The sequence below is a fragment of the Streptomyces sp. KL109B genome, from assembly GCF_030766935.1.
Taxonomy (GTDB): domain Bacteria; phylum Actinomycetota; class Actinomycetes; order Streptomycetales; family Streptomycetaceae; genus Streptomyces.
The window spans coordinates 83,368-105,359 of the sequence record NZ_JASERL010000005.1; the positions used below are offsets into that span (position 1 = coordinate 83,368).

The following is a 21,992-nucleotide window of genomic DNA, read 5'->3' on the forward strand; positions in this document are numbered from 1 at the left end:
AGGTGCGAGTAGCAGTGGCCATCTCAAGCCACCTCCTCGACGTGAGTCGTGGGGAGCGTCGGTGTTACCCGCGCGCCGCGCAGGTAACTGACGACTGAGGACTGCGGGACCTTGAGCCCGGTGCGGCGCTTGGTGCCGCTGCCGACCTGAACCGTCTCGAGCTGGCCTGAGGCGATCAGCCGATAGACGGTGGCGGGGTGGACTTCGAGCAGCTCGGCGACCTCGGCCGGCTTGAGCGCCCCCTTCAACTGGGCGAGCTCTGCTGCGAGTTCGTCGTTGGGTGTGGGCACTAGGGCCTCCGGTCGACAAGTGCCGGTCAGGGATGGACTGCTGAACTTGGATATCCATGCTCAGTGCTGCAACCGTAGCCAGTGCAGCATGGGTATGCAAGTGCCGCGACGAGTTCGAAGGCAGCAAAAAGCCCCCAACTGCAGCGCAGTTGGGGGCTCACCTGGAAGAACGCGGCCTACACGTGGATTACATATCGGAAGTCGTAACGGTCGCTCGGGACGATGGAGTCCATGACCTCAAGGGCATCCCCCGCCGAGTCGTAAGCAGTCCGGATCACGCGCACCACAGGGACGCCGGCCGGGATGGCCAGCTGCTCGACTTCGTGGGGGTACGGCATGCGGATCTCAAGGTCTTCGATGAACTGGGCGATGCGCCGCGCGATCGGCCCATTGGGATCTTCGATGTAGGCGTTGACCCCACCCTTGATCAGCCGCGCCTCGGCGAGCCTGGTCCCGCGCGCGACGTCCGCCGGATAGTAGACGTCGCACAGCTGCATAGGTGACGGCTCCTCGCCCTTGACCTCCATGACGAAGAGGAGGCGACGGACGACCATCGGCGCGCCAGGTGCGGCACCGTACCGTTCCGCCACCACGTCGGGGGCCGGCGCCTCGACGACCTCGCGAATGATCTGCTTCGCCTTCTGCCCTTGAGCTCGCGCCTCGGCGTTGAAGTTCGCTTCGCCTGTCGCGCGGCGGGCCCGGTAGATGCTGCCCGTCTGGCGAAGGCTGACGTTCGGCCGCTCGCGGACCACGGATTTCTTGCCTTGGCTACTCGTGACGTGCCCCTCCGACCGGAGCACCGCGACGGCCTTACGGACCGTGGCCCTGCTGGCACCGAAGCGCTGCTCCAGTTCGTCCTGTGAGGGGATCTGCGCGCCTGGCGCAAGCTCCCCGCGGAGGATCTGGTCACGGAGTTCATTGGCGATGCGCCTGAACGGCGGCAGTTTCGGGTCGGCTGACATTGCGCTCCTGACTACTTGGATACCCACTGGGCAGGGTAGCGGGATATCCAAGTTGCGCATCAGTCCGAGCGCGCCACCCATCCCGACCAGCGGCTTACCCGAATCTCGATCACAGGGCCGCTAGGTCGCTGCTCGCGATATTGGTCGTACTTGGATAGCAGTGCCTGAACAAGTTCGTCGGCATCGACGTTCTCGAGGACCTTCGCGCGACCGTCCGCTCGCACCCACCACAGCTGCTCCCAGTCCTCGTCGAAGTGGTCGACGAGGAGGGAGACGGCCGGGTTCTCTTGGATGTTGCGCAGCCTTTTCAGGTTGCCGTGCCGCTTCGGCTTGTGGTCCACCGCGATGGCGACACGATCGCCGAGGACGGCGAACGTGGCCGGCACCAAGTGCGGCTCACCCTGTGCGTTTGCCGTCGACAGCCTCAAGACCCGGGCATCGGCGAAGCGTTGACGTTGATCCGGTTCTGACATCTCCATGATCCGACGCTACCTAGAGCGAGATCCGTCGCACCACTTGCACGCTCCGCACGAGCGGCGTTACTTTCGGTTCGTCATCATGGATACCCAAGTTCAGATGACCATGAAGGAGCGACATGCCCGCACCCACGACCGTCCGGCGCCCGATGTATCGAGACGACGACTTCTGCTTCTACGCCGCCCCGGTGATCGGCCGGAACTACGTAGAACTCTCGCCGCGGAGCGCCTTGTACGTCCCGACCAACGAGCGGTTCTGGAATCGCGACGATCAAGGCAAGCCTCGTCGAGGCTGGGATTCCCCCACTGCTGTGTACCGGCTCATCGGAAGGTCGGGCCTTCTGTACGTCGGTATCGGTGTACAGCCCGAAGGGCGCTGGCAGGACCACAAGCACAACAAGCCTTGGTGGAACGACGTACTCGTAAAGACGGTCGACTGGCTCGAAGACCGGCAGCAGGCCGAGATAGCTGAGTACTACGCGATCAAGCACGAGGCGCCCCGCTACAACGCGCAGCACCTCTGGCCGATCGGGTGGCACGCACGGCGGGGGCGGGCTGTCTCCGAGATCCGCCAGCGGTGGGGCGGGCGGTCGACCCGCGAGAGCCACAACGTCCCACTGGCCGCCTAGTCGTAGCAGTCCGCAAGATCAACGAACCCGAGGAGGACCCTGATGGCGCCACAGTCCGGCGTTCTAGGCCTCGAACTCGTAGCGCAGTTGGTACCGCCGGGAGTGCAGGATCATCTCGTTGATCTCGACGATCCGTCCTCCGGCGTCACTGGCGATGCGCGTGATCTGGATGATCGATTCGGAGAGCCGGAGGTCCAGCCGGTCGGACTCTGCGATTGTCGCCGGCCGCACGAGCACGTCCTCCGTGAAGTGGATGGGTGCGTGTCCGAGTTCGGCGAGGCGCGCATAGGTACCGCCTGGACCGGTGTCAGCCTGAGCGATCGGGGTGCCGTCGGCGAGGTTCAGCGGGAGGTACGAGGTCGCCGTCTGTACCGGCTGGCCGTCGATCTCATAGGTGCGGCTGCGCCTCAAGACTCGCTCACCAGCAGGAACACCGAGGGCCAGAGCGATGCCATCGGGGGCGGCGACCTGGTCGACGCGGACTTCACTAACGTCGGCGTTCTGAATGGGGCGCCCGGATTCCCAGACCTGCCGACTGAGCCGCTGAGGACTCGTGCGAATGATGCGCTCCCCGTCCGCCGCCACGCCACACCATCCCTCACTGGTTTGTTCGCCGCGTCGACAGTAGTGCAGGACGCCTTTCCAGTCGTCCTGCACCGCTTCGACAGCGTGAGTTTCGGTGAGCCTCGCCGAGGTTCGGTGAGTCTGCGCGGTCCGGTTCTTGTCGGCGTCTGCTTCGGCGGTTCGCGAGGCCGGGTAGGTTCGTCTCAACACCGGCCACTTCCGGCCATGTTGGTACACCATGCCTGCTATGGATGACGGGCCTCGCCTTGTCAGTCCGTTCAGGGAGTGGCAGGTCACTGATCTGCTGCTCTTCGTTTCTACAACTGAACCTATTGAGATGCTCCCTGGGGAGGGAGTACCGGAACTGCACCATGGGTCGCGTCCGATTCCTGCCGCCCCTGTAGGTTCCGGGGGTGCGGGTCGCTGGCCGGTACGGGAGGGCCGGTACCCCCACGGTAGCGCACTGTGCAGTGCGCTGACCTGCAAAAACTTCTCAACTTCTCGTGCGCGTGGGATGTTTGATGGTCTACCTTCAGGCCGTCCGGCACGCGGAAAAAGCGAACGGCCGGGCGCTACCAACGCCCGGCCAGTTCATCAACCAGCGGCCCTAACCGCTGATCTTCAAGCTCGTCTCGTCAAAGGGAGCTCAGTCATGAAGTCTACGCATGCGACCGCCTTGGCGCCTACTGCCGCCCACGATCCGCTCCTCGATCTCCCGCTCTCCCGCCTGCTCGCCGAGTACGGCGTGGAGCTGCGGATGACGGAGGTGGACAGTCCGGGTGTCTTCGGCGAGTTCCGTGAGTACCGGGACGGTCACCGCATCCTGGCGATGCCGCCGAACCGGTCGGAGTTCGAGCGTGACACGGTGGCGCGGATGCTGCTGGCGGATGGGCTGGGTCTGGGCGGTCCGCCGGTGCCGTCTCCGCTTGAGGTCACGCGCGTCTGATCGTCCGGGCCGCGTCTTGTGTTGGGGCGTGTTTGCCCGTTTTGGCCAGTCGATCTCGGGTGGTGCGACATTGTGCCGTCCGGGGCCGCCTTGGCCTCTCGTGTCATCTTCAATCTCTCTGTGTGTAGAGGTGTGTGTTGTGGCTGGTCAGAGTTCGTCGGAGGCGTTGATTCCTCGCCCGGATGTGACGGTTGAGGCGTTGCGGGCGGCGGTGGTTCGTCTGGATCCGTCGGAGACAGCCCGGTTCGACAGGGAGTTCGCTGAGTTCGAGGAGGCTGCGGCGTCCGGTGGCGGGGATCCGATGCGGTCGTTCCTGCGGGCGTGGGCGTTGTGGGTGGAGCGCATGCGGCTGCCGGAGACTGCGGCCCGTGTCCGCGAGTTGGAGGTGGCGATGGGTGCGGCGGAGTCGGATGAGGAGGCGCGGGCGGTGGCTTCGGAGATGAGCGAGCTGTTGTACAAGATTGCGGCTGATCTGCCTTTGCCGTGAGCGGCTGGGAGTTCGAGTACATTGCTCCCGCTCTCATGTCGTTGCGTGATCTTTCGGTGGAGCAGCGGCGGGAGTTGGATGGGATTGCGGCGCGGCTGGCTGAGCGGGCCGGCTTCATGTATCCGCAGGGTCCGGAGTACGGGGATCCTGGGGTGGGCGGCCTGTTGAATCATGCGGAGCCGCCGTGGATGGTCTTATATCAGGTGCATCGTCCTCGGCGGCGCGTGTACATTGTGCAGATAACGGGTGAGGAAGTCGGCTGAGACGATCGCCCCGCCTATCGTCCGCCTCCGGCTTGCCCGTCGTCTGGGTTGTCGGCGCGGGTGGGGACTTGCCCTTCGCCTCCGCAGGCGTCGCAGGTGACGGTGGTTTCGTTGCCGTCGTCGTCGCGGATGGTGATCTGGCCGTTCTGGCAGTTGCCGCATTTGGGCATGCGGTTCTCCAGGAGCCGGCGGGTCAGGTTGAGGAGGCGGGTGTACCGGTCGTCGTCCATGAGTACGCGGATGTACTGCGGGTCGACCCACCCCATGGCGGCCTCCTTCGTCGCGTTCAGCGTGCTCCCGCCGGTCGGGTGCCGCAACGGCTCGCGGTAGGTGCAGTGTTCACCTGTCGTAGGGCGGTTCACCGAGTGCGCGTTTGCGCCGGTCGGCGTGCTGCACGGCGAGGTAGCGGTGTTCGTCGGCGATGAGTTGGTGGAGCGCGGCGAGGTAGGCCTGGGATTGGGTGTTGCGTTCGTCGTGGATGCGGGTTTGCTCGTCGATGGCCTGCTGCATGTCGGCGTCGCGTTCGGCTTGGGGCCTGGCTGCGAGGGCTGCCTGGCGTGCCTCGAACCCGGGGAAGGCCTCTTCTGCGGAAACGGCGCGAGTCTTCCCGGACTCGATGTCGGCGACGATCTGCAAGAGTTCCTCGGGGCTCTTCCATTGGCGGGCGACGCGCCACCAGGCGGCCATCGCTTTGTCGAGTGCCGGCCCGTGCTCGGCGGTGTGCAGTTGCAGCCAGGCTTTGGCTTTCAGCTGGCCGTCGATCCGGGCGAGGATCGCGTCGATGGTCCGAGGCACGTCGGGCAGGGTTTCGAGGTAGGCGGCCCACTTGGCAGTGACGCCCTGGAGGAACGGGTCGGGGCCGTCATAGAGGGGCTCGGGCTCTGTCATGGTTCTCAGGCTTCGATGTAGACGATCACGACGTGGCTGCCGTATTCGGCGATGTAGTAGACGACGCGGACGCCGGTACCGAGCTCGTTGTAGTCGCGCAGCGGTTCGCGGCCGGGGGTGAGGTCGCCGATGCCGGGATCGGTCTGGATGGCGACGATGGCGCGGTCGACGGCGATGGTTTCCTGGGTGTCGTAGCCGTCGATCTGGCGCTGAGCAGTCGGGGTGAAGATCGCTTTTGCCCGCCAGGGGCCGTGCTTAGGCGACACCGCGATGCCAGCCGGCGGGGTCGATGCCGAGTTGCCGGTAGTGGTCGTCGCGTACTTGCTCCCAGGGCACGCACTCATCCTGGTCGGGGAGCCCGTTAGCGGCGATGTCTTCGAGGATTGTCGCCAGTTCGGGTGACGTCTCGCGCTCTTGTTCGGCCCACTCGGTGAGGCTGGCCGCGTTCTCGGCTGGGAGTTCGGTACGCGGCATCGGGGCCTCCTTGCTGGCGTTCATGGCCTAGGCCACCACGGTAGCGTCTGCCCGGCCGGGCGGGCGGCCGTGCGGCCGGGTTGGTGGCTACTCGCGCGGCGGGTGATCTCTGTGGCGGCGGGTGGACGGGCCGTGTCCGGGGGCACTGTCGACGGGTTGTGGCGGCATGGAAGAGATCGATGTGCGCCTGTCGTCGGAGTTGGATCGTGGCGGAGACCTGACTCCGCTGTTGACGTTTGCAGAGGCGCGGGTGGCACGGTTCGCGTTGCACATGCTGTCCCAGGGCGATGGCCCCGGGGCGACGGCTGCCCGGGATCTGGTTGCCCGGCTGGATCGCCGGTTCGAGGTGCAGTTCCCGGGCGAGAGCGTGCTGTTCGGGGACGAGATGCCGGAGTGCGGCAGAATGGCGTGCCGACCGTCCGGGTTCGGCGGTGTGCTGGCCGTGATGGATGCGATCGAGGAGCACATCGCGTGAGCGAGGACGTCGCCCCGGACTTCCCGGGCGTGGTCACTCCACCTGCCCCGCGCCTGCCGCTCCTCACGTTGGAGGAGGCGCAGGACGTGGTCGACGTGCTGGCCGCGGTGGTGTCCGGCGGCGACGTGGACGTGGATCTGGCGCGGTGTCTGCTGGCGAATCTGGGGTCGCGGGTGCCGTCGCGGGATGGTCGTCGTTGGCCGTTGCGTGGCGGGCTTCCGGATGATCCGGAGGATCTGGCGTCGATTCGGGCGATGGCCGGGCCTCGGTAGCCGTGGGGCCCGACGGGGTGCTGTCGCTGTCACGCCTGGGTGATCTTCAATCGGAGCGGGCGGATGTCGGTGGCGTCTTGGACGGTGGTCCGGTAGCCGAGGGCCTGGAGGAATGACGCGTACTCCTCCAGGTGGGGGCGCGGGTTGGGGCCGTCGTGGATGACACGGACGGTGTACGGGCTGTCTTGCCGCAGGTCGTAGTCGACGTGGCCGACTTGGGCGAGACAGTCGTCGATGTCGCAGGTCCAGACGCGGGAGGTCACGGCGGCTCCTTGGCGAGCTAGCGGGGTGGGTCAACTGTCGTAGCGGGTCGTCCAGTAGGCGCGGTCGTCGGCTGCGGCTTCGGCGATCGTGGGCCCGTTGTGGGTGGTGAGGTGGCGTCCGTCGGCATGCTGCTGGAGGTACTGCTGTGCGGCTTCTGGCCCTTCGTGGATGCGTAGCGTGAGGGTGATGGCGTGGAGGTAGCCGGCCGCGATTCCGGACTGTGCGATGCGCACTTCGTCGACGGTTGCGGCGTCCGAGGCGGCGAGCATGCGGGCCCGGTCGGCTTCGAGTTGAGCGATCAGGCGGCGGTGTAACGGCTTGGTCATGCGGCACGCTCCTGGCCGGCGGGTGGGATGAGTCCGCGGCGTCGCCCGACGCCGACGGCTGCGGCGCGGCGTTGGTCGCGGGGTAGGTGGGTGACGCCGAGGCGGAGGTAGCCCTCGGACAGCCGGGCGGAGACTTGTTGGGTGGTGGTGCCGAGCCGGGCGGCGACGGTGGAGAGGCTGGCGCCGTCGGAGGCGGCGGCCAGGACTTCGGCTTGCCGGGCTGTGAGGGGCTGTCTGGCGGGTCCTGGGCGGCGTTTGGGGCGGCCTTGGAGGATTCCCGCCTGGACTGCGAGGAGGACGGCGTGCGGGGCGCTCAGGGCGCCGAGGCGCATACGGGCCCGATCCGACGCGTTCCCGACGGCCCGCTCGGTCAGGTCGAGGCGTTCGGCGATCTCCGCGTGAGTGAACCCGTTAGCGATCAGGGTGAGCACTTCGCGCTCACGGGCGGTCAGTTGGATCACGACGGTCTCCGAGTGGCGGGCCTGCCGCCGACGCTGCCCTTGATCGTGCCGTCAGGGAGCAGGTGGCCGTCGGCGGTGGCGAGCATGACGAGGGCGCGTTCGACGACCTCGGCATGGGCCTCCCTGCGGTAGCAGCGTTTCAGGATGTCGCGGCTGCGGGCGGGGACCGCGTCGAGGAGACGGGCGTTGGAGGTCACGGTCAGTCCTGTCCGAGAGCGTGGCGGATCGCGCGCATCAACTGCCGAAGGTGGCGCTGCGCAGTATTCGGCGTCTCTTGCTCGTCGCCGTCCTGGTGCGGCACGTGCCCCTTCCTGATCAGCGCTACCAGTGGGGCCTCAAGGTCCTTCAACGCGTCGTGGACCTCGGCGAGTAGGTCGCGGGCATCTTGCGCGCTGGCGGGGACGTCGGCTTCCTGTAGCTGCTTGATTGCCCGGTGGATCTGTTCGGCGTGGGTTCGGTTCATTCGCTGTCGGCGAGGCACGGCGTGCTCCTGTCGGTTGGGGGTGGGGCGGCGGCACCAACCGCCGCCCCGGGTGGCGGCTTGGTCAGTCGTCGAGCGGGTCGCGGTCGCCGGGCGTGACGAGGTGGGCGCCGTCGTGGCCAGCGGGCTTGATGCAGCCAGCGCCGGGAGCTTCGTCCTCGCCGAAGGGGCAGATGCCGTCGGCGTAGGGGGCGGCTGGCGCCGGGTCAACCTCGGGGTGGGTGAACCGGATCGGCTTGCCCAACTCCCGCGCGTAGGCGATCTCGGCGGTGGTCGACGTCCCGATGTAGTCCCCGACGACTAGGACTTCGTCGGCGAGCCGGATCTTCGCGCGGTGGAGGCCGTCGAGGCGCAGCTTCCCGGCCTCGGCCTCCACCGGGTCGGCCCACAGCGGGGACGGCTCCTTCATGTTGCAGCCGGGCTTGACGACGATCTTCCCGACCCAGGTGAGTGCCCGGTCAGCGGCGGTCATCTCGTCCATGAAGCGGGTGCTGCCGCAGATCGCGACGACGGTCGGAATGCCGAGCTGACGCTTGCCGTCAACGAGCTTCTCGGACGGGGTGAGCAGTTCGGGGTAGGACACGGATTCCTCCTGGTGGTGGCTAGTTGGCGGGTTCGTAGAGCGGGCAGTTCTGGACGGGGAACTTGAGGTCGCTGCCGGGTCCGTCGGGGTGGTTGCAGCCTTCGTCGAGTTCGTTGCAGCCGCAGGGCTGGCCGGGGAAGCAGTAGTCGCCGGACTCCTGCGGCTGGTGGTGGGTGCAGCTGCCGCAGTTCCGGGCGCCCGGGTTGCGCAGGCAGCGCGCCATGTGCCACTCGACACGGGCCGGGTCGGCACGCGTGTAGCGGCGGCAGAACGGGCACTGATGCCGGGCCACGACGATCGGGGCGGGCAGGTCGACGGCGGTCACTTGGGCTCCTCGACGGTGAATTCGATGACGATCTGGTCGTCGCGGGTGTGGAAGCGCAGCGCGTTGTCGTGGAGGCCCTGCTCGTCGGGGATCTGGTGCTGCTGCCGGTACGCGCGCTCCGCAACCGACCAGGCTTTGCCGATTTCGGCGGCGGGGACGATCCAGCGGCGGATCGTGCGGGTGACGGTCTCCGTCGTGAAATCAGCCACGGGACTCCCCCGCCTGCTGCGCCTCGTCGGCCATGCGGCGGAGCGAGACGAGTGCGGCCCGGTCGTCTGCGCTGGACTCCAGACTGCGGGCGTGGATCTCCTCCTGTGCCATCTCCAGCGCGAAGCCGAGCATGGAACGCTCGGTGGCGGTGAGCACGGCAGACACGGGGAGGACGGCCAGCACGGCGTCGGTGATCGCGTCTTCCGGCCGCTGGTCGCCGAGCCCGTCCCGCCACCGGTCGAACACGTCGTCGACGGCCCGCGCCACCCGCTCACGGAGGTCGGTGTCGGCGGGGGCAGACGGCTGGTCGGCGGGCTCGTAGGAGCGGGCGAAGATGTCCGGCTTGATCGGGTAGAAGCGCCCCGGTACGGGCTCGCGGGCAATCCAGTCCCCCGGCCGCACGGTCGCGGTCTCCCCGTGGATCGTGGTCACGTGGATCTCGCTGTGGTCCAGCTCGTCGACGGGGTGATCGAGGCCGAGGAACGCGAACACCTCGGCACAGTTGTCTTCGCCGTGCCACTGGATCGCGTCGATCTCGACGGGTCGCTTACGGAAGCGGGTCATGGTCGTTTCCTGTCGGTCGTGAGAGTCTGTGGCGTGCAGCGCCCGGCTAGACCCCGGGCGCTGCACTCGCGCGGTCACGGGGCGGGTCAGTTGATGGGCAGGCAGTGAACGTGGACGGCGTACTCGTCGTCCTTGCTGGCGGGCATCAACACCCACGGGCACAGGGAGCCCTCGGGCGTCCACACGAACTGCGACCACTCCGCCTCGAAGCCCTCCAAGACGGCGTCGTCGAGGACGAGGTCGGTGGCCTTGGCGTGGTGGCGGGCGACCGTCTTCGCGACGTCCAGGTCGTCGGTGACGACGATCAGGGATTCGCCGTCCTCACCGACCGTCGCGTACAGGACGCCGTCCAACTCGTAGATGGCGTTCCGGACGTCCGCAGTCGGGGCGAACGGGCCCATCGGCAGGTCGGGCACCGGCCCGATCTCATTCAGCAAGTGCAGGTGCTTCGTGGCGGGCAGCCGGTCGGGGACGATGCGCAGGTTGTAGCGGGTGCCGTCCAGCCGGATCAGCAGCGCGTCGCCGTCGACGCCGGTGATGACGCCGGGACGCGGGGTGGGATCGCTGGCGAAACCGCTGAAGACGATCCGGCGGCCAGGCCCGGCGGTGAGAGTCTGAGTGGTCACGGTGCTGCTCCTTCGGGTCGGGTTGGGGATCACGGGGCGGGGTGCAGAGGCTTGTCACCGGAGGCGATGCGATGCCGGTCGACACGGGCGCGAACCACGGCAATCCACGCGTCGAGTTCGGCGGCCGGCATGTTCGCCCGGTACAGCAGGACATCGGCGTGGCAGGTCTTGTCGGGCGGGCAGGTGCAGGCGAGGTCTTTGCCGCGCAGCTCGTGCAGGTCGGCGAGGATCCGCTCCCGGCGTGCGTCGGCCTCATCCGTCGGGGCGTCCGATCGGGAACCTGCCAGCCAGAACCGGAAGTTCTCCGTTGCCGCGGCGTGCGGGTCGTCGTAGCCCATCTCCTGCATCAGGCCGACCTTGCACGGGTTGCCCCACCGGGACGGCCGGCTGACGATCACCGCGCCGAGCGGGTTCGACGTGGCGCCAGCGAGAGTCCAGCCGGGCGAACGACGGCGCTGGATGCGGATCGGGCTCATGCCTCCACCGCCTTCGGCGCGGCGTGCACGGTGAACCGGCCATCGCGATGCCGGATGATCCAGTCGTCGAAGTAGGCGACGACCCGGTCCTCACCGGCGCCGACGCGCAGGCCGACGAGCGTGTTCTTGCCGTCGACGTACTGCCAGTAGCCCTTCGCGAACACGTCCAGCCGGTCCAGGTCGTTGTCGATGCGGGCGATGCTGCGCTGCGTCAGCTTCCACGTCCGGGCACCGGCCGCCTCCGCCTCGACGAGCGGCAGGCAGTGCGCACACTCACCACGCACGTCCGTCAGGTTGCCGTGGCCGTCGTGGTCCCAGGCGGCGAGGTCGCCGAGCTTCTGGCCGCAGCCGTTACAGCAGCGCTTGATGTGGAAGGTGGTCGAACCGTCCGCGTTCACGCGGTCCGGGGTGTTGGGGCGGATACGGGTGGTCATCGGGGTTCCTTTCGGGTGGCGGGTGGTCATGCGGCGGCTCGAACGGCAGAAGGCGGGTACTCGCGAACGCGCAGATGCTCGGGCCAGTCGGCGGGCTTGCCGCCCTTGCCGTCAGAGGCGCCGTTGGTGCGCGCCCAGACAGAGCCGAGCTGCTTCACGAACGGCGCACAGCCGACCTCGTGGGCGTAGTCGACGAGCGTCGTCGCCCACTCGGGCTCGAAAGGCCGGGCGCCGTGGCCGGACTCGCCGCCGATGATCAGCCAGTCGATGTTGTGGAGGTTCAGGGACGGGAGCGGGCCGAGGAGCGGCTCGGCGGAGATGAACCGGACGGCAGCCGGCGTCTCCCGGAGGGCATCAGCGCGGCGCGTGTACGCGTCGGACTCGATCGACGTGCCGATCCACACGTTCAACAGCGGCCACCCTGAACGGTGGTAGATGCCGTGCTCCAGGCCGGGGACATAGGTGGGGCTGTGGGAGGTGGCGGCCCACTCCATGTCGGACCGGAAGTGCTCACCGGGCGGGTGCCCGTTGCCGCAGGTGCACAGGCCGGTGAGGATGCGGGCGGCCCGCTCCGGCCGCTTGGTCAGGATCTGGTACGTGTGCTGCGGGGTGGCGGCCATGACGGCGAACACGCGGGCCAGGAACTCGCGGGGCACCCGGGCGTGGAACAGATCGCTCATCGAGTTCACGAACACCTTGCGCGGCTTCTTCCAGCGCAGCGGCTCGGTCAGGGTGTCGGCGTGCACGGTGAGCGCGAAACCGGGACCGGACGTGCGGGGGTTGCCGTCTGCCTGGTACTTCGCCTGCCCCATGCCCTTCAGACGCTTGGCCATGGTCAGCGCGTAGCAGTTGTCGCAGCCGGGGCTGATCCGGTCGCAGCCGGTCGTCGGATTCCAGGTCTGCTCGGTCCATTCGATGCTGGTCATTCAGATGCTCCAGAGGGTGGGTTGGTGTTCGGTCAGGGGCAGTTCGGTTTGGCCCTCAATCACTGGGACTGGGCTGGTCGTTGCCGCCGTCACGGGCCGGGACGCCCGTGGGGTTGAGGCGCTTCTCGCAGACCGGGCCGAGACCCGAGTGGGACGGGCGGGACAGGCGGCGGTTGCAGGCGGCGCAGCGTCTGGCGGGAGCGGTCACGAGGCGGGGCGTTCGCTGTCGCGCACCAGCCAGACGTGGCCAGTCGAGGTCTCGGCGCAGTGCCACTTGCTGCGGGCCGTGTGACTGGCCGGCCAGGAGCAGCGGACGATCCGCCACGCCCGGAACCGGAGAGACCAGCAGCGAACGGGGGTGGCGGTCACGGCTGCACCGCCTCAACGAACTTGAGCGCCAGCGCGGGCATCGGCTCGCCGAAGCGGACGTTCGCCGCAGCACGGGCGTCCAGCCAGTCCGCAACCTCGACGGCCAGCTCCGGGGTCAGCAGCGCGGCCAGGTCGCCCTCGTCGCCGCCGATCGCGTTCGTCACCCCGCGCTCCCAACCCACCGACCAGTACGAGTTCGTGGCCACACCACAGGCCGCACGGTCGGCGATACGGCGGATACGGGCAGCGGCCTCATGCACCCGCAGGGCGGGCGACGGGGCGGGGAGCTCGACGGGGGTCACTGGCTTTCTCCTTCGTGGGCGGGTGTTTCGAGGCCGAGTTGGACGGCGGCGAGGTGACTGGTCGCTTTCGCCCAGCAGATCCCCCACGGCTGCACGACGGGCACGAGGCCGGCATCAGCCGGCGGCAGGCAAATCCGCTGACCGACGTTTTCGGTCCGATGCAGTGCGGCCGTGCGGTCGGTTTCGAACGTGAAGCAGCAGTTCGGGCAGTGAGCCCTTCGATTGCCGGTCCACCAGGCGCCACAGCCATGAGAGACGGCCCGCGGCGGCAAAGATCGAGCGGGACGGTCACGCCCAACGTGCCGGGCGGGCTGCTGAGTCTTCTCTCGCGTCGCCGACTGCTTCTTCGCCTTCTTCGTCTTCCGTCGACCCCGGCCGGGCCTGGCACGCTGCCGCGTCTCCTCGATGGCTTCGAAGCCCTTTGCGGTGCGGCCTCGGAGGATCACGGCTCGCGCGGCCTCTACGGATTCGAAGATCCGATCGCTCTTGATGCCGTTGCAGACCTGGCACGACAGAACCCAGTTGGCGTCGGGGTTCTGGGCTAGGTACGCGAAAGGGATGAAGTGGTCCCAGTGCGCGGTAAGGGCCACGACGCGGCCATGGCGCTTGACGCGCGCGCCAATCTGCAGCTGGCAGTAGAGGCAGCGCCCCAGTTGGGCTGCGTGTATCCGCTTCTTGGCTGCTGGCTTGGGCGTGGCCCTCTCACCTGCGCCGCCACCCCCGCGGGCGTAGACGGGGATCCGCCAGTCCACCAGATCGTCGGTCATCGATTTCCCTTTCGTTGAACTACCGGCGAGCAGAACGGCCTTGAGTGCCCCTGTACGGCGCCGGGAAGCTCTGGAACGTCGCGGAGGGCCCGGAACGGCTGCGAGGCGCCACAGCGGGCCACAGAGCCCCGCCGCGCCCGCGTCCCGGACGGCCACCAGTCACCCGGGCGGGATACGGCGCGCGACATCACGCGGCCTGCTCGGTACCGGCGCGGCCCCAGCCGTCGGCCGCCCACCGCCACACAGTCCGCTCGGAGACCCCCACCAGCTCGGCGATCTCGGCCACCGGCACGTTGTGTGCGGCGAGTTGACGGGCTGCGGACTGTCGGCCGAGGCGGGTCAGGCCCCAGTCGGGCAGTCGGTCGTCGACAACGAGACCGATGTCGTACTGGTCGGTGGTGGACCACGTTTCGCGGTTCTCGTGCCAGGCGCTCACGCTGCGGTTGCCTCGGCTTCCTGGTAGCGGCGGGCGTGGACGGTGGCGCGTTCGCGGCCTTCGTCGTGGCAGGGGGTGGTCGGCTCGACCTGGCAGGCCGGGCAGCAGGCCGTGGTCTGCGCCCAGTCGGAGATCCGCTGCGGGTGCGGCTGCGACAGAAGTCGGCCGGTCGTCCGCAGCCGGCACGGCTTGTGCGCGGCCACCCCGCAGTGCGGGCACGGCACCGAGCGGGCCGGGTGCTGCTTCGCGCGCATCTGGTGGCGGAGGCTGTCGGGCATCGGGGCGCCGGCGTGCAGAGTCATCGGGTCTCCTCGCGGCAGTTGCCGCAGCCGCAGGGCTGGTCGGGTCGGTTGGTCTCGTTGCTGTAGTGCCGGGCCGCGGCGGCCCACACGTGGGCGGGTATCTGCCGTTCGGGCGGCGGGCCGGGCGGGCTGCAGCCGGGTGGCCAGGCGCCGGGCTTGTGACCGGGCGGCTTCAACACCGGTTTCACAGCGGGCTGTTTACGGCGGCTACGGCCGTTCGCGATCTGCTGCCGCAAGAACGCCCGCAAGTCCGCGCCGCCGTTCTCCCGGCGCATCGCACGGATGTCGTCGACCTCCGGCTCGAAGTCGTTCACGACGCCTCCTCCGGGATCTCCGGAAGGTCGAGGCATTCGGTGTCGGGCGGGCGCCATCCGGCATCGAGGAGGCGGGCGATGATGCGGCGAGCGCTCTCCTCGGGGCTGCCGTCGCCGAACCCGGGGAACGACTTAGGGTCCTTGGCGCGGCCGTCGTGGACGGCGAGGAGCGCGTACAGGGCGGCGGTCGCCCAGCCTTCAGCGATCTCGATACCGGTCTCGCCGGCCTCGTAGCGCATGCGGGCGATCTCGCAGTCGACGAGGTTCATACGCGGGTCGCTGGCGTCCATCACGCTGCCCCCAGTCGCCGGTCGTTGCCGCCGAGGGGGACGACGGTGGTGGTCTGAGCGAGGCGGGAGGTGATGCGGGCGCCGAGCTGATCGTGGAGGTCGGTGCCGTTGGGGTCGGCGACCGGTAGGTTGCTGGTGATGATCAGCGGGCGGCATTCGTTGTACCGCTCGTTGAGGATCCGGTAGGTGGCTTCCTCGGTGAACTCGCTGATCTTCTCGGTCCCGAGGTCGTCAATCAGCAGCAGCGGGATCCGCATGAGCCGCTTGACCTCGTACTCCGACCCGCGATCACTGCCACCAGGCCGCATCAGCGCGTACATGTCCGGCGCCGTGACCGCGATCAGCTCGAAGCGGTCGGGCCCCGCTTCGGCGATGCGGCGGAGCGCACCGTAGGCCTGGTGCGTCTTACCCGTACCGAACGGGCCGGTGAGAAACAGGATTCCGGCGGTCCGCGGGTCGGCGATGGCCCGGTCCGCCCAGGCAGTCACCGTGTCGTGGCTGGCTACGGCGTCCTGGTAGCGGTACGGGGTCGCGGTCTTCCAGCGGTTGACGGCGATCGTGGCGCGCTGACGGCGGTGGTACTCGGGGTGGCCGGGCTCGTCGGGGGTCGGGGTGTCGTCGATGGGGCCGGCGGTGATGTGGCCGAGGCCGCGCGCTTCGAGCATCTGCTGCATGCGCTGCATGACGGCCTCACTCGCCAGAGGCTTGGGGTCGGACATGGCTCTTGAACCCGCTCTCATAGACGGAGTGATCGGTGGGAGGCGTGTACGGCTGGTGCTTCTTGCTGCCGACGGATCGAAGGTCGGGCTTGCCGTTCGGCTCGGGCGCGAACTTGTCCTTGTAGCGGCGATCGCGGAGCCAGTTGTCGGACTGCTTGATGAAGCGGAACTGCTCGCCCGCCTTCTCCTTGGCGTAGGCGACAGCGGCGGCGGTGATCGATTTGGGGTCGACGCCGCTTGCGACTGCTTCCTTCCAGAGCGCGAGGGTCTTGTCCTCGTCCTTGCTCTTGGGGTGCAGCAGCCAGAAGTTGCCGAACTCCTTCATCTCGTCGGCGCTGAACTCGCGGGAGTTGGCGGCGGCGGAAGAAGAAGTCTTTGGTTCAGCTCTTGGTTCAGTCTTTTGGTTTGGGTGACGTGGGCGTCGCCCCTCCTGCGACGTGGGCGTCACCCCATCGGCGACGTCGGCGTCACCGGTGACGTCCACGTCACCCCTGACGTCCGCGTCACCCGTCAAATCGGGCGTTCCGTTGTCTGAGCTGGGCTTCTTCTTGCCGCCTCGGCGACGGGATGACGCCAGCGTCACCCGTGACGTCCGCGTCACCTCATCTGAGCTGGCGCGACCGCCCGGAACGACCCGGTGGAGGGCCAGGTCGTACACCTCGGGGCGCTTGCCCTGAGGGAGGTGAGCAGCCTTGCTCTGGTCGCCGAGACGGATGAAGCCGAGTTCGCGGAGCTGCTTGAGGTCACGCTGGACGGAGCGCTCGGCCTTGCAGGCGTAGGCGGCCAGCCGGGCGACCGACGGGTAGGACCCGCGGCCCTTCTTGTCGGCGTGGCGGGCCAGTCCCGTAAGGGTTGCGACGAGCTGCGCGGGCATCGGTGGAGCCTTCTCGAGTGCCCAGTCCATGGCCTCAGTGCTCACTTCTGATCTCTTCTCAAGGAGGGGTGTCTCTCTGGGTGTCAGCTGTTTGGGACAGCCCTCATGGAGGCTTCAGCGGGGCCGAGTTGAGGCCCCGAGTGCTATTCGATCCTACCCCGGGGTGTGTAGGCACAAGCAATACATAAGCAATACGTCGACCGACTACGGGGTGTGTTGCTCCTGCACGGTCAGCTACGCTGTCGACATGACGACGAGAGGGACGCCCGGCCGGATGATCCGCATCGACGACGAGATGTGGGAGATGTACGGCCAGCTGTGCGCGGAGGAAGGCACCACGCGCACCGACGACCTGCGTCGACACGTCCACTCGCGCGTCCGCGCCTACGCCAAGGCCAAGGGCATCGACGCCCCCAAGCCGAAGCCGCGCGTCGTGGTCCGCCGCAAGAAGCCGGCTGACGACTGAGCGCATCTCTCCTCCTCCCGGGCCCCGCTTTTCGGCGGGGCTCTTTGTGTTGCGTCTTGGTCGGGTCCCGGCGCGGCGGCCGGCTCAGGCCGCGGCGGCGAGCTCGGGGCCGCTGTCCTGCGGCGGGTCATCAGCGGGGAGATGGCGCCAGGTCTGGCGAGTGACGATGTTGGTGACCGTCACCCGGCTGACTCCGTAGTCCGCGGCGATGAGGCGGTGCAGTTCCCCCGCCGCAGCTCGGGCTCGTATCTCGAGGACCTGGCGTTCGTGGAGCTTGCTGGTCCCGCTACGACTGCCGCGGGCATGCCGGTCGCGGCTGACCATGTCCGCCGAGTTGTCCGCCTTGGTGCCGACGGACAGGTGTGCGGGGTTCACGCAGGGCGGGTTGTCGCAGGAATGACGGACTACGAGCCCAGTCAGTTCAATTCCTGTGAGGGCGAGCGAAAAGCGGTGCGCCTTTACCGTCGCGCCATTGTGTCGGCCCGTCGGATTGAACACTCCGTAGCCGTGCTCATTGGTGGCGGCTGTCCACGGCCAGCACTCTGCGATTCCTCGGCGGTCGACCTTGGACCAGAAGCGTTGTTCGGGCGTGCTGCGGACGGGATCATCCGTCGTCCCAGTGCGCTTCATCCGCTGGTCATGCATGTCACACAGGCCATTGCGCCGATGCGGACGGGCACAGCCAGCGACGCCACACGGCCTTACCTGCTGAGGAATCTTCCTCATGCCGCCACCCCCAGCCCCGAGGCGTCGACATGCCGCTCGATCGATTCTCCGGTAATCGCTTCCACCAACGCGGAAACAATTACTTCCGCGCAATTCGGAGTAACGGCATTCCCATATTGACGCACGCGTTCGCGCTTGTTGCCGAGGACGATGTACTGGTCGGCGAAGGACATGGCCCGGCCGATCTCGTGGGGCTCGAGCATCCGGAAGAGCACGTCGTTGATGTCGACGTCGCCCGTCACGAGCGCGTACCGGTCGCGGGTGGAGAGCGTGCCGACGGGCTCACGCACGGTCTTCGCTGCGCCGTTGCCGTAGTACGGGACGAGCAGGTGGTCCCAGGTGACGAGGGACTGGTGGCCGGCCGTGGTCATGGTGCGGAAGTACTCGTCGGCCGGGGTGCAGTGCTCGCCGCCGTCGCCCTGGCTGCCGTTGTTGCGCATCACGAACGCGGGCAGGTTCGGGGTGACGAGGCCGTGGTGGTTGCCGTTGGCGGACACGGTGCCGACGGGCTCGCCGATGGAGCGGCCGCGGAGCTGGTCGCCGCCGCCGCGCATGGTGACCATGAACGGCAGCCAGGCCAGGCCGGTTTCGTTGCGGGCGGTCTGGGTGCGCAGCGGGTCGTTGGCGGAGCGCGGGTCCTTGCCGTCGCGTCCCTCGACGGGGATGAGGAGCGGCGGGATGGCGAGGCCGTCGTTCTCGCGGGTGGTGCGGCAGGCCATGGGGTCGAGGACGCTGGACGGGTCGTTGCGCCAAGTGCCGCCCGCGGGGACCATGAACGGCTCGTAGGCCATGGCCTTCGTCGCCGTCGTCGTCTGCGTGGTGAGCGGCGCGTCGACGGGCCAGGTGCGCACGCCGGGGCGGCGCTCGAAGGTGTTGCCCGCGGCCTCCAGGGTGATGGGGCGGGCGAACTTGTCGAGGCCGGCCTGGATGCGGGCCAACGTCTTGTCGGCGAGGGGCTTGGCCCGGTCGCCGATGCGCTGGCCGGGGATCGTCCAGTCGATGGCGACGGCGGCGGGCAGGGTTTCGGGCTCGACGATCTGGCTGCGGCAGGTCGCGTTGGGGCAGCGGTAGACGTACTGCTGGCGGTAGCGGCCCATGTCGCGGCCGGGCTGCTTGAACCGCTGTACGGCCTGCACCCACTGGTCGCAGCCCGAGCACCAGGCGCGCGGGCGCAGCCACTTGTCCCAGTCGGGGGTGCGACCGAGGCTCTCGTGCCAGTAGGCGACGTACAGGCGGTCCCTGCTCTGCGGCGCCTTGTGGACTGTGCTCGGGTCGGCGTGCATCGAGTTGAGGGCGATGACGCGGGTCTTGTAGCCGAGCTTGCGGATCTCGCCGATCCAGCGGTCCCACTGGTCCCATGCTCGGACGTCGACGACGTTCTCGACGACCCCGGCCTTGACCAGGCCGCCTCGCTCCTGGACGCCGCGCAGGTACATGGGGACTTCCTCCATGAGCGCGCGGGACCGCTCGACTTCCTCTGACGGACCGAACCCGTCGAAGAGGTCGCCCTGCAAGGAGGCATCGAAGTCGCGCTTCTTGCCGCGGGCGTTGGACCACTGCGGGCACTCGGGGCTTGCCCAGAAGATGTCGGTCACCGGCCACTTGTCGACCGGGGCCTCGCGGATGTCGCCGCGGTAGTGGTCGACGGTCGGGAAGTTCGCGGCGTGCGACTCGATCGCCCGCTCCCAGTGGTTCGCAGCGCGTTCCATGCGGACACCGGGGATGGAGTGCATGCCCTGCGAGGAGCCGCCGGCGCCACAGAACCAGTCCATGACCGTGAGCGCGTCGTTGTCGTGGTTCATCAGGCGGCTTCCTTCAGGGTGTCGGGGTGGATGCGTCCGCGGGCGCGGGTGACGGTGCGTTCGTGGCAGCCGAGTTGGAGGGCGATCTCCTTGGCGGACTTGCCGAGGGTGGTGAGTTCGGCGACGCGCTCGGGGTCGACGGAGGCCTTCCTGCCGGGTCCGGGCTTGTGCCTGTTGCGGCTCTTCTCGGGCTGGGCTGTGGGGTCGTCGATGGCGTCCCAGGCGAGGGGGCCGTGCCAGCCTTTGTTCCGGGCATGCGCGCGGGTCCTGGCGCTGCGTCCTGGGGTCGCGATGAGGGTCCGGTAGGCGCGGGCGATGGTGCGTGCGTCCTGCTCGCTTACGCGGGGGAACCAGCCGGCGGCGATCCTCTGGAGTTTGTCGTCGCCGATCCGGGTGTGCGTCGAGATTGTTTGGGTGGTGTGGCCGAGGACCATGAGGGCTCGGATGCGGCGGACGGTGCCGGTGGAGTCGATGCCGAAGACTTCGACGGGTGGCGGGCCGATGCGGATCGCGAGTATGGCGATGGCGGTGGTGGCACGGACTTGGGCCTGGCCTCGGGCGACGTCGCGGACGGCGCTGCGGGAGACGTGTGCGGCTTCGGCGATCTGCCGGTCGATCCACTTGTTCGCGAGGAGTCGTTCGATGTGGGTGCGCGTCTGGGAGGCGTCGATGGTGCGGCGGCGTCCGTGCATGTGGTCGAGGCGGAGCTGGTTCTCGTAACGCCTGTTGAGTCGGGCGCAGTTGTCGTTGGAGCAGCCCCGTTGGAAGCAAGCGCGGCTGGCGATGTGGACGGCGGTGGTCACTGCGTCTCCTTCCGGGTGTCGTCGGCGTATTGCTGCCAGCAGTCGGTGAGGTGGGCGTCGAGTTCTTGGTGGGCGATGAGGTCGTCCCGGGCGGCGTCGACGATGTGGTTGGCGCGGCGGATGGCGGCGATGGCTCGGCGGGCGGTGGCGATGAGCAGCCAGGCGGCGAATCCGGTGAGGAACAGGACGGCGCCGATCCAGATCCAGGTGGCGACGTCGAGGACGGTCGCGACCGTCGCGTTGAGGTCGAGGAGCGCGTCCTTCATGCGGCGGCCCTCCTTGCGGCGGCGGTGCCCTTCCACGTGCGGACTCCGCTGTGGTGGGCGGTCGGCCGGTTGGTGCAGGCCCATCCGGCGGTGCGGATGTATCCCTCGTCCTTAAGGAGCGTCATCAGCCGGCCCCAATGGGCCTGCGGGTTCGGCGGGTTGGGGAGGTTGTGTGCGTCGGCGATCTCGTAGGTGGTGAAGGTCCGGCCGGTCGCGGCGGCGGCTATGAACTTGGGCCAGACCTCTTCGAGCCAGGTCTCGTAGTCCTCGGCCTGCCGCTGGGTGCGGGTCTTGGCCGGGGCGGGGACGCTGCCGTCGAGGGCGGGCTGCACGGTCGCGGTCATCGGGCGCCTCCCTCGGGGAGTGCGCGGCCGATGCCGTCCAACTCGATGAGGGTCTGCACGTTGCGTGCCTGCTCCTGCAGGCGCCGCGCGGTCACCAGCGCGGCGCCGACGAGGTACTGCAGAGCGTGGGCATGGATTTCCCAGCGCGTGTCTGTGGGCCAGAACAGATCCTCGTAGGCCGCCCGTGGGTCCTTGTTCGCCTTCAGGATTCCGCCGGCGACGAGCATGCGGCGGAAGTCGCGGACGTTCATGCCGAGACCGTGGTGGGCGCGTCCGATCGCCGCAGCTCGCTCCCAAGTGAGCGTGGTGGGCAACGAGTCGTGAACCTGGGAGACGCCGAGCTCGTACCGGCCGTGCTTGCGGAGCGCAGGCAGAACGTCGTGGAAGATCCACCGCTGGAAGCGCTCGACCTGTGCCCGGATGTCTGGGTTCTTCACGCGCCCGCCTTGCCGCTGGCCGATGCAGCGGTACAGGCCGGGCTCGGTCACGAAGCGAACCTGCTGGTCGCCGCCAGGGGTACTGACTAGACAGGTCCCTGTTTCGTCCTCGGGCATGGACGCGAGCATGTTGAAGGCGTCGCGATGGCCCAGCCCGCGGGCTAGTCCAGGGGCGGCAACTCGGAAGCTGTCACCTGCCGGGATGAGTTCGATGCCGAACTCTCCGTTGCTGAAGCGTTCAAGGTTCATGACGATTCCTGGTCTCTGGGACGGTGAAGAGGTCGTTCGAGGGCCGATCCCGTTCTTGCCGAGCTGGGCGGCCAGGTGGTGTGCTGGGTTCCGAGCCGCCCGCATTGCCCGCGGGCGGCTCAGG

At 68.3% G+C, this 21,992-nt stretch carries 40 protein-coding genes and 1 pseudogene; 7 read left to right on the plus strand and 34 right to left on the minus strand.

What is annotated here, in order from left to right; translation table 11 throughout:
- Positions 1 to 23 precede the first annotated feature (23 nt).
- The 3 genes from RBJ65_RS18380 to RBJ65_RS18390 form a co-directional block, all read right to left on the minus strand.
- On the minus strand, positions 24 to 290 hold the full coding sequence (locus RBJ65_RS18380) for a helix-turn-helix domain-containing protein (RefSeq protein ID WP_306317261.1): 267 nt from the start codon (positions 288 to 290) through the stop codon (positions 24 to 26).
- 176 nt (positions 291 to 466) lie between these two features.
- Complete coding sequence (locus RBJ65_RS18385) at positions 467 to 1,252, minus strand: GntR family transcriptional regulator (protein ID WP_306317262.1); 786 nt, start codon at positions 1,250 to 1,252, stop codon at positions 467 to 469.
- 59 nt (positions 1,253 to 1,311) lie between these two features.
- Positions 1,312 to 1,731, minus strand: a complete 420-nt coding sequence (locus RBJ65_RS18390; RefSeq protein WP_306317263.1) for a TIGR03668 family PPOX class F420-dependent oxidoreductase — start codon at positions 1,729 to 1,731, stop codon at positions 1,312 to 1,314.
- Positions 1,732 to 1,847: 116 nt separating this feature from the next.
- Here RBJ65_RS18390 and RBJ65_RS18395 point away from each other — a divergent pair, with 116 nt between their 5' ends.
- On the plus strand, positions 1,848 to 2,357 hold the full coding sequence (locus RBJ65_RS18395) for a GIY-YIG nuclease family protein (protein WP_306317264.1): 510 nt from the start codon (positions 1,848 to 1,850) through the stop codon (positions 2,355 to 2,357).
- Positions 2,358 to 2,420: 63 nt separating this feature from the next.
- Here the strand turns inward: RBJ65_RS18395 and RBJ65_RS18400 are convergent, their stop codons facing one another.
- Positions 2,421 to 3,161, minus strand: coding sequence for a GntR family transcriptional regulator (locus RBJ65_RS18400; protein ID WP_306317265.1), 741 nt, complete (start codon positions 3,159 to 3,161; stop codon positions 2,421 to 2,423).
- 412 nt (positions 3,162 to 3,573) lie between these two features.
- Between RBJ65_RS18400 and RBJ65_RS18405 the strand changes: the two genes are divergently transcribed.
- Both RBJ65_RS18405 and RBJ65_RS18410 read left to right on the plus strand, forming a co-directional pair.
- On the plus strand, positions 3,574 to 3,867 hold the full coding sequence (locus RBJ65_RS18405; RefSeq protein ID WP_306317266.1) for a hypothetical protein: 294 nt from the start codon (positions 3,574 to 3,576) through the stop codon (positions 3,865 to 3,867).
- A gap of 139 nt (positions 3,868 to 4,006) precedes the next feature.
- Entirely contained in the window at positions 4,007 to 4,354 is a 348-nt protein-coding gene (locus RBJ65_RS18410; RefSeq protein ID WP_306317267.1) for a hypothetical protein, read from the plus strand.
- Between the two features lie 277 nt (positions 4,355 to 4,631).
- Here the strand turns inward: RBJ65_RS18410 and RBJ65_RS18415 are convergent, their stop codons facing one another.
- The 4 genes from RBJ65_RS18415 to RBJ65_RS18430 all read right to left on the minus strand — a co-directional run bounded on the left by RBJ65_RS18415 (position 4,632) and on the right by RBJ65_RS18430 (position 6,003).
- Positions 4,632 to 4,883, minus strand: a complete 252-nt coding sequence (locus RBJ65_RS18415; protein WP_306317269.1) for a hypothetical protein — start codon at positions 4,881 to 4,883, stop codon at positions 4,632 to 4,634.
- A gap of 73 nt (positions 4,884 to 4,956) precedes the next feature.
- Positions 4,957 to 5,505 carry a hypothetical protein gene (locus RBJ65_RS18420; protein ID WP_306317270.1) on the minus strand — a complete coding sequence of 183 codons (549 nt, stop codon included), beginning with the start codon at positions 5,503 to 5,505 and terminating at the stop codon, positions 4,957 to 4,959.
- Between the two features lie 5 nt (positions 5,506 to 5,510).
- The gene (locus RBJ65_RS18425) at positions 5,511 to 5,771 is read right to left on the minus strand and encodes a hypothetical protein (protein WP_306317271.1); all 261 of its coding nucleotides are present in this window, start codon (positions 5,769 to 5,771) and stop codon (positions 5,511 to 5,513) included.
- On the minus strand, positions 5,761 to 6,003 hold the full coding sequence (locus RBJ65_RS18430; RefSeq protein ID WP_306317272.1) for a hypothetical protein: 243 nt from the start codon (positions 6,001 to 6,003) through the stop codon (positions 5,761 to 5,763). Before RBJ65_RS18430 ends, RBJ65_RS18425 begins: the two co-directional genes overlap by 11 nt.
- A gap of 142 nt (positions 6,004 to 6,145) precedes the next feature.
- Here RBJ65_RS18430 and RBJ65_RS18435 point away from each other — a divergent pair, with 142 nt between their 5' ends.
- Entirely contained in the window at positions 6,146 to 6,454 is a 309-nt protein-coding gene (locus RBJ65_RS18435; RefSeq protein ID WP_306317273.1) for a hypothetical protein, read from the plus strand.
- Positions 6,451 to 6,726 (plus strand): hypothetical protein, encoded by a 276-nt coding sequence (locus RBJ65_RS18440; protein ID WP_306317274.1) that lies wholly within the window; start codon positions 6,451 to 6,453, stop codon positions 6,724 to 6,726. The genes RBJ65_RS18435 and RBJ65_RS18440 overlap by 4 nt, the downstream gene beginning before the upstream one ends.
- A gap of 29 nt (positions 6,727 to 6,755) precedes the next feature.
- Here RBJ65_RS18440 and RBJ65_RS18445 read toward each other — a convergent pair whose 3' ends face one another.
- Genes RBJ65_RS18445 through RBJ65_RS18460 form a run of 4 tightly spaced genes read right to left on the minus strand, consistent with a single transcriptional unit; the run spans position 6,756 to position 7,974 of the window.
- The gene (locus tag RBJ65_RS18445; RefSeq protein ID WP_306317275.1) at positions 6,756 to 6,989 is read right to left on the minus strand and encodes a hypothetical protein; all 234 of its coding nucleotides are present in this window, start codon (positions 6,987 to 6,989) and stop codon (positions 6,756 to 6,758) included.
- Between the two features lie 30 nt (positions 6,990 to 7,019).
- The gene (locus tag RBJ65_RS18450; protein ID WP_306317276.1) at positions 7,020 to 7,316 is read right to left on the minus strand and encodes a hypothetical protein; all 297 of its coding nucleotides are present in this window, start codon (positions 7,314 to 7,316) and stop codon (positions 7,020 to 7,022) included.
- Positions 7,313 to 7,777, minus strand: coding sequence for a LuxR C-terminal-related transcriptional regulator (locus RBJ65_RS18455; RefSeq protein WP_306317277.1), 465 nt, complete (start codon positions 7,775 to 7,777; stop codon positions 7,313 to 7,315). The genes RBJ65_RS18450 and RBJ65_RS18455 overlap by 4 nt, the downstream gene beginning before the upstream one ends.
- The gene (locus tag RBJ65_RS18460; protein WP_306317278.1) at positions 7,774 to 7,974 is read right to left on the minus strand and encodes a hypothetical protein; all 201 of its coding nucleotides are present in this window, start codon (positions 7,972 to 7,974) and stop codon (positions 7,774 to 7,776) included. The genes RBJ65_RS18455 and RBJ65_RS18460 overlap by 4 nt, the downstream gene beginning before the upstream one ends.
- A 20-nt stretch (positions 7,975 to 7,994) precedes the next feature.
- On the opposite strand from RBJ65_RS18460, the gene RBJ65_RS18465 reads away from it, so the two are divergent.
- Positions 7,995 to 8,150 carry a hypothetical protein gene (locus RBJ65_RS18465; protein ID WP_306317279.1) on the plus strand — a complete coding sequence of 52 codons (156 nt, stop codon included), beginning with the start codon at positions 7,995 to 7,997 and terminating at the stop codon, positions 8,148 to 8,150.
- Between the two features lie 310 nt (positions 8,151 to 8,460).
- On the opposite strand, the pseudogene RBJ65_RS18470 reads toward RBJ65_RS18465, so the two are convergent.
- The 16 genes and pseudogenes from RBJ65_RS18470 to RBJ65_RS18545 form a co-directional block, all read right to left on the minus strand.
- Positions 8,461 to 8,841: pseudogene (locus RBJ65_RS18470) on the minus strand (hypothetical protein); the annotation flags it as partial.
- A 19-nt stretch (positions 8,842 to 8,860) separates the two neighbouring features.
- Positions 8,861 to 9,166 (minus strand): hypothetical protein, encoded by a 306-nt coding sequence (locus tag RBJ65_RS18475; protein ID WP_306317280.1) that lies wholly within the window; start codon positions 9,164 to 9,166, stop codon positions 8,861 to 8,863.
- Positions 9,163 to 9,375, minus strand: a complete 213-nt coding sequence (locus tag RBJ65_RS18480; RefSeq protein WP_306317281.1) for a hypothetical protein — start codon at positions 9,373 to 9,375, stop codon at positions 9,163 to 9,165. The genes RBJ65_RS18475 and RBJ65_RS18480 overlap by 4 nt, the downstream gene beginning before the upstream one ends.
- A complete protein-coding gene (locus tag RBJ65_RS18485; RefSeq protein WP_306317282.1) occupies positions 9,368 to 9,940 on the minus strand; it encodes a hypothetical protein in 573 nt (190 codons plus the stop codon). The genes RBJ65_RS18480 and RBJ65_RS18485 overlap by 8 nt, the downstream gene beginning before the upstream one ends.
- 86 nt (positions 9,941 to 10,026) lie before the next feature.
- Positions 10,027 to 10,566 (minus strand): hypothetical protein, encoded by a 540-nt coding sequence (locus tag RBJ65_RS18490; RefSeq protein ID WP_306317283.1) that lies wholly within the window; start codon positions 10,564 to 10,566, stop codon positions 10,027 to 10,029.
- A gap of 29 nt (positions 10,567 to 10,595) precedes the next feature.
- A complete protein-coding gene (locus RBJ65_RS18495) occupies positions 10,596 to 11,042 on the minus strand; it encodes a DUF4326 domain-containing protein (RefSeq protein ID WP_306317284.1) in 447 nt (148 codons plus the stop codon).
- Positions 11,039 to 11,476 (minus strand): hypothetical protein, encoded by a 438-nt coding sequence (locus tag RBJ65_RS18500; RefSeq protein WP_306317285.1) that lies wholly within the window; start codon positions 11,474 to 11,476, stop codon positions 11,039 to 11,041. The genes RBJ65_RS18495 and RBJ65_RS18500 overlap by 4 nt, the downstream gene beginning before the upstream one ends.
- 26 nt (positions 11,477 to 11,502) lie before the next feature.
- Positions 11,503 to 12,402, minus strand: coding sequence for a DUF5131 family protein (locus RBJ65_RS18505; RefSeq protein ID WP_306317286.1), 900 nt, complete (start codon positions 12,400 to 12,402; stop codon positions 11,503 to 11,505).
- Positions 12,403 to 12,767: 365 nt separating this feature from the next.
- Entirely contained in the window at positions 12,768 to 13,073 is a 306-nt protein-coding gene (locus RBJ65_RS18510) for a hypothetical protein (RefSeq protein ID WP_306317287.1), read from the minus strand.
- Complete coding sequence (locus tag RBJ65_RS18515; RefSeq protein WP_306317288.1) at positions 13,070 to 13,840, minus strand: HNH endonuclease domain-containing protein; 771 nt, start codon at positions 13,838 to 13,840, stop codon at positions 13,070 to 13,072. Before RBJ65_RS18515 ends, RBJ65_RS18510 begins: the two co-directional genes overlap by 4 nt.
- A gap of 187 nt (positions 13,841 to 14,027) precedes the next feature.
- Positions 14,028 to 14,276 carry a helix-turn-helix domain-containing protein gene (locus RBJ65_RS18520; RefSeq protein ID WP_306317289.1) on the minus strand — a complete coding sequence of 83 codons (249 nt, stop codon included), beginning with the start codon at positions 14,274 to 14,276 and terminating at the stop codon, positions 14,028 to 14,030.
- Positions 14,273 to 14,578: a hypothetical protein gene (locus RBJ65_RS18525; protein ID WP_306317290.1), complete on the minus strand. Its 306-nt coding sequence runs from the start codon at positions 14,576 to 14,578 to the stop codon at positions 14,273 to 14,275. Before RBJ65_RS18525 ends, RBJ65_RS18520 begins: the two co-directional genes overlap by 4 nt.
- Complete coding sequence (locus RBJ65_RS18530) at positions 14,575 to 14,892, minus strand: hypothetical protein (protein WP_306317291.1); 318 nt, start codon at positions 14,890 to 14,892, stop codon at positions 14,575 to 14,577. The genes RBJ65_RS18525 and RBJ65_RS18530 overlap by 4 nt, the downstream gene beginning before the upstream one ends.
- The gene (locus tag RBJ65_RS18535) at positions 14,889 to 15,182 is read right to left on the minus strand and encodes a hypothetical protein (protein ID WP_306317292.1); all 294 of its coding nucleotides are present in this window, start codon (positions 15,180 to 15,182) and stop codon (positions 14,889 to 14,891) included. Before RBJ65_RS18535 ends, RBJ65_RS18530 begins: the two co-directional genes overlap by 4 nt.
- On the minus strand, positions 15,182 to 15,865 hold the full coding sequence (locus RBJ65_RS18540; RefSeq protein ID WP_306332155.1) for an ATP-binding protein: 684 nt from the start codon (positions 15,863 to 15,865) through the stop codon (positions 15,182 to 15,184). The genes RBJ65_RS18535 and RBJ65_RS18540 overlap by 1 nt, the downstream gene beginning before the upstream one ends.
- A 7-nt stretch (positions 15,866 to 15,872) precedes the next feature.
- Complete coding sequence (locus RBJ65_RS18545; protein ID WP_306317294.1) at positions 15,873 to 16,820, minus strand: helix-turn-helix domain-containing protein; 948 nt, start codon at positions 16,818 to 16,820, stop codon at positions 15,873 to 15,875.
- Positions 16,821 to 17,022: 202 nt separating this feature from the next.
- On the opposite strand from RBJ65_RS18545, the gene RBJ65_RS18550 reads away from it, so the two are divergent.
- Positions 17,023 to 17,241, plus strand: a complete 219-nt coding sequence (locus RBJ65_RS18550; protein ID WP_306317295.1) for a hypothetical protein — start codon at positions 17,023 to 17,025, stop codon at positions 17,239 to 17,241.
- 84 nt (positions 17,242 to 17,325) lie between these two features.
- Here the strand turns inward: RBJ65_RS18550 and RBJ65_RS42115 are convergent, their stop codons facing one another.
- From RBJ65_RS42115 to RBJ65_RS18580, 6 genes are all read right to left on the minus strand, one after another.
- Positions 17,326 to 17,616 carry a hypothetical protein gene (locus RBJ65_RS42115; RefSeq protein ID WP_372341199.1) on the minus strand — a complete coding sequence of 97 codons (291 nt, stop codon included), beginning with the start codon at positions 17,614 to 17,616 and terminating at the stop codon, positions 17,326 to 17,328.
- A gap of 347 nt (positions 17,617 to 17,963) precedes the next feature.
- Entirely contained in the window at positions 17,964 to 19,769 is a 1,806-nt protein-coding gene (locus RBJ65_RS18560) for a DNA cytosine methyltransferase (RefSeq protein ID WP_306317297.1), read from the minus strand.
- Positions 19,769 to 20,572, minus strand: a complete 804-nt coding sequence (locus tag RBJ65_RS18565; RefSeq protein WP_306317298.1) for a hypothetical protein — start codon at positions 20,570 to 20,572, stop codon at positions 19,769 to 19,771. Before RBJ65_RS18565 ends, RBJ65_RS18560 begins: the two co-directional genes overlap by 1 nt.
- Positions 20,569 to 20,838 carry a hypothetical protein gene (locus tag RBJ65_RS18570; protein ID WP_306317299.1) on the minus strand — a complete coding sequence of 90 codons (270 nt, stop codon included), beginning with the start codon at positions 20,836 to 20,838 and terminating at the stop codon, positions 20,569 to 20,571. Before RBJ65_RS18570 ends, RBJ65_RS18565 begins: the two co-directional genes overlap by 4 nt.
- Positions 20,835 to 21,182 (minus strand): hypothetical protein, encoded by a 348-nt coding sequence (locus RBJ65_RS18575; RefSeq protein ID WP_306317300.1) that lies wholly within the window; start codon positions 21,180 to 21,182, stop codon positions 20,835 to 20,837. Before RBJ65_RS18575 ends, RBJ65_RS18570 begins: the two co-directional genes overlap by 4 nt.
- Complete coding sequence (locus tag RBJ65_RS18580) at positions 21,179 to 21,868, minus strand: Bro-N domain-containing protein (RefSeq protein WP_306317301.1); 690 nt, start codon at positions 21,866 to 21,868, stop codon at positions 21,179 to 21,181. The genes RBJ65_RS18575 and RBJ65_RS18580 overlap by 4 nt, the downstream gene beginning before the upstream one ends.
- Positions 21,869 to 21,992 lie beyond the last annotated feature (124 nt).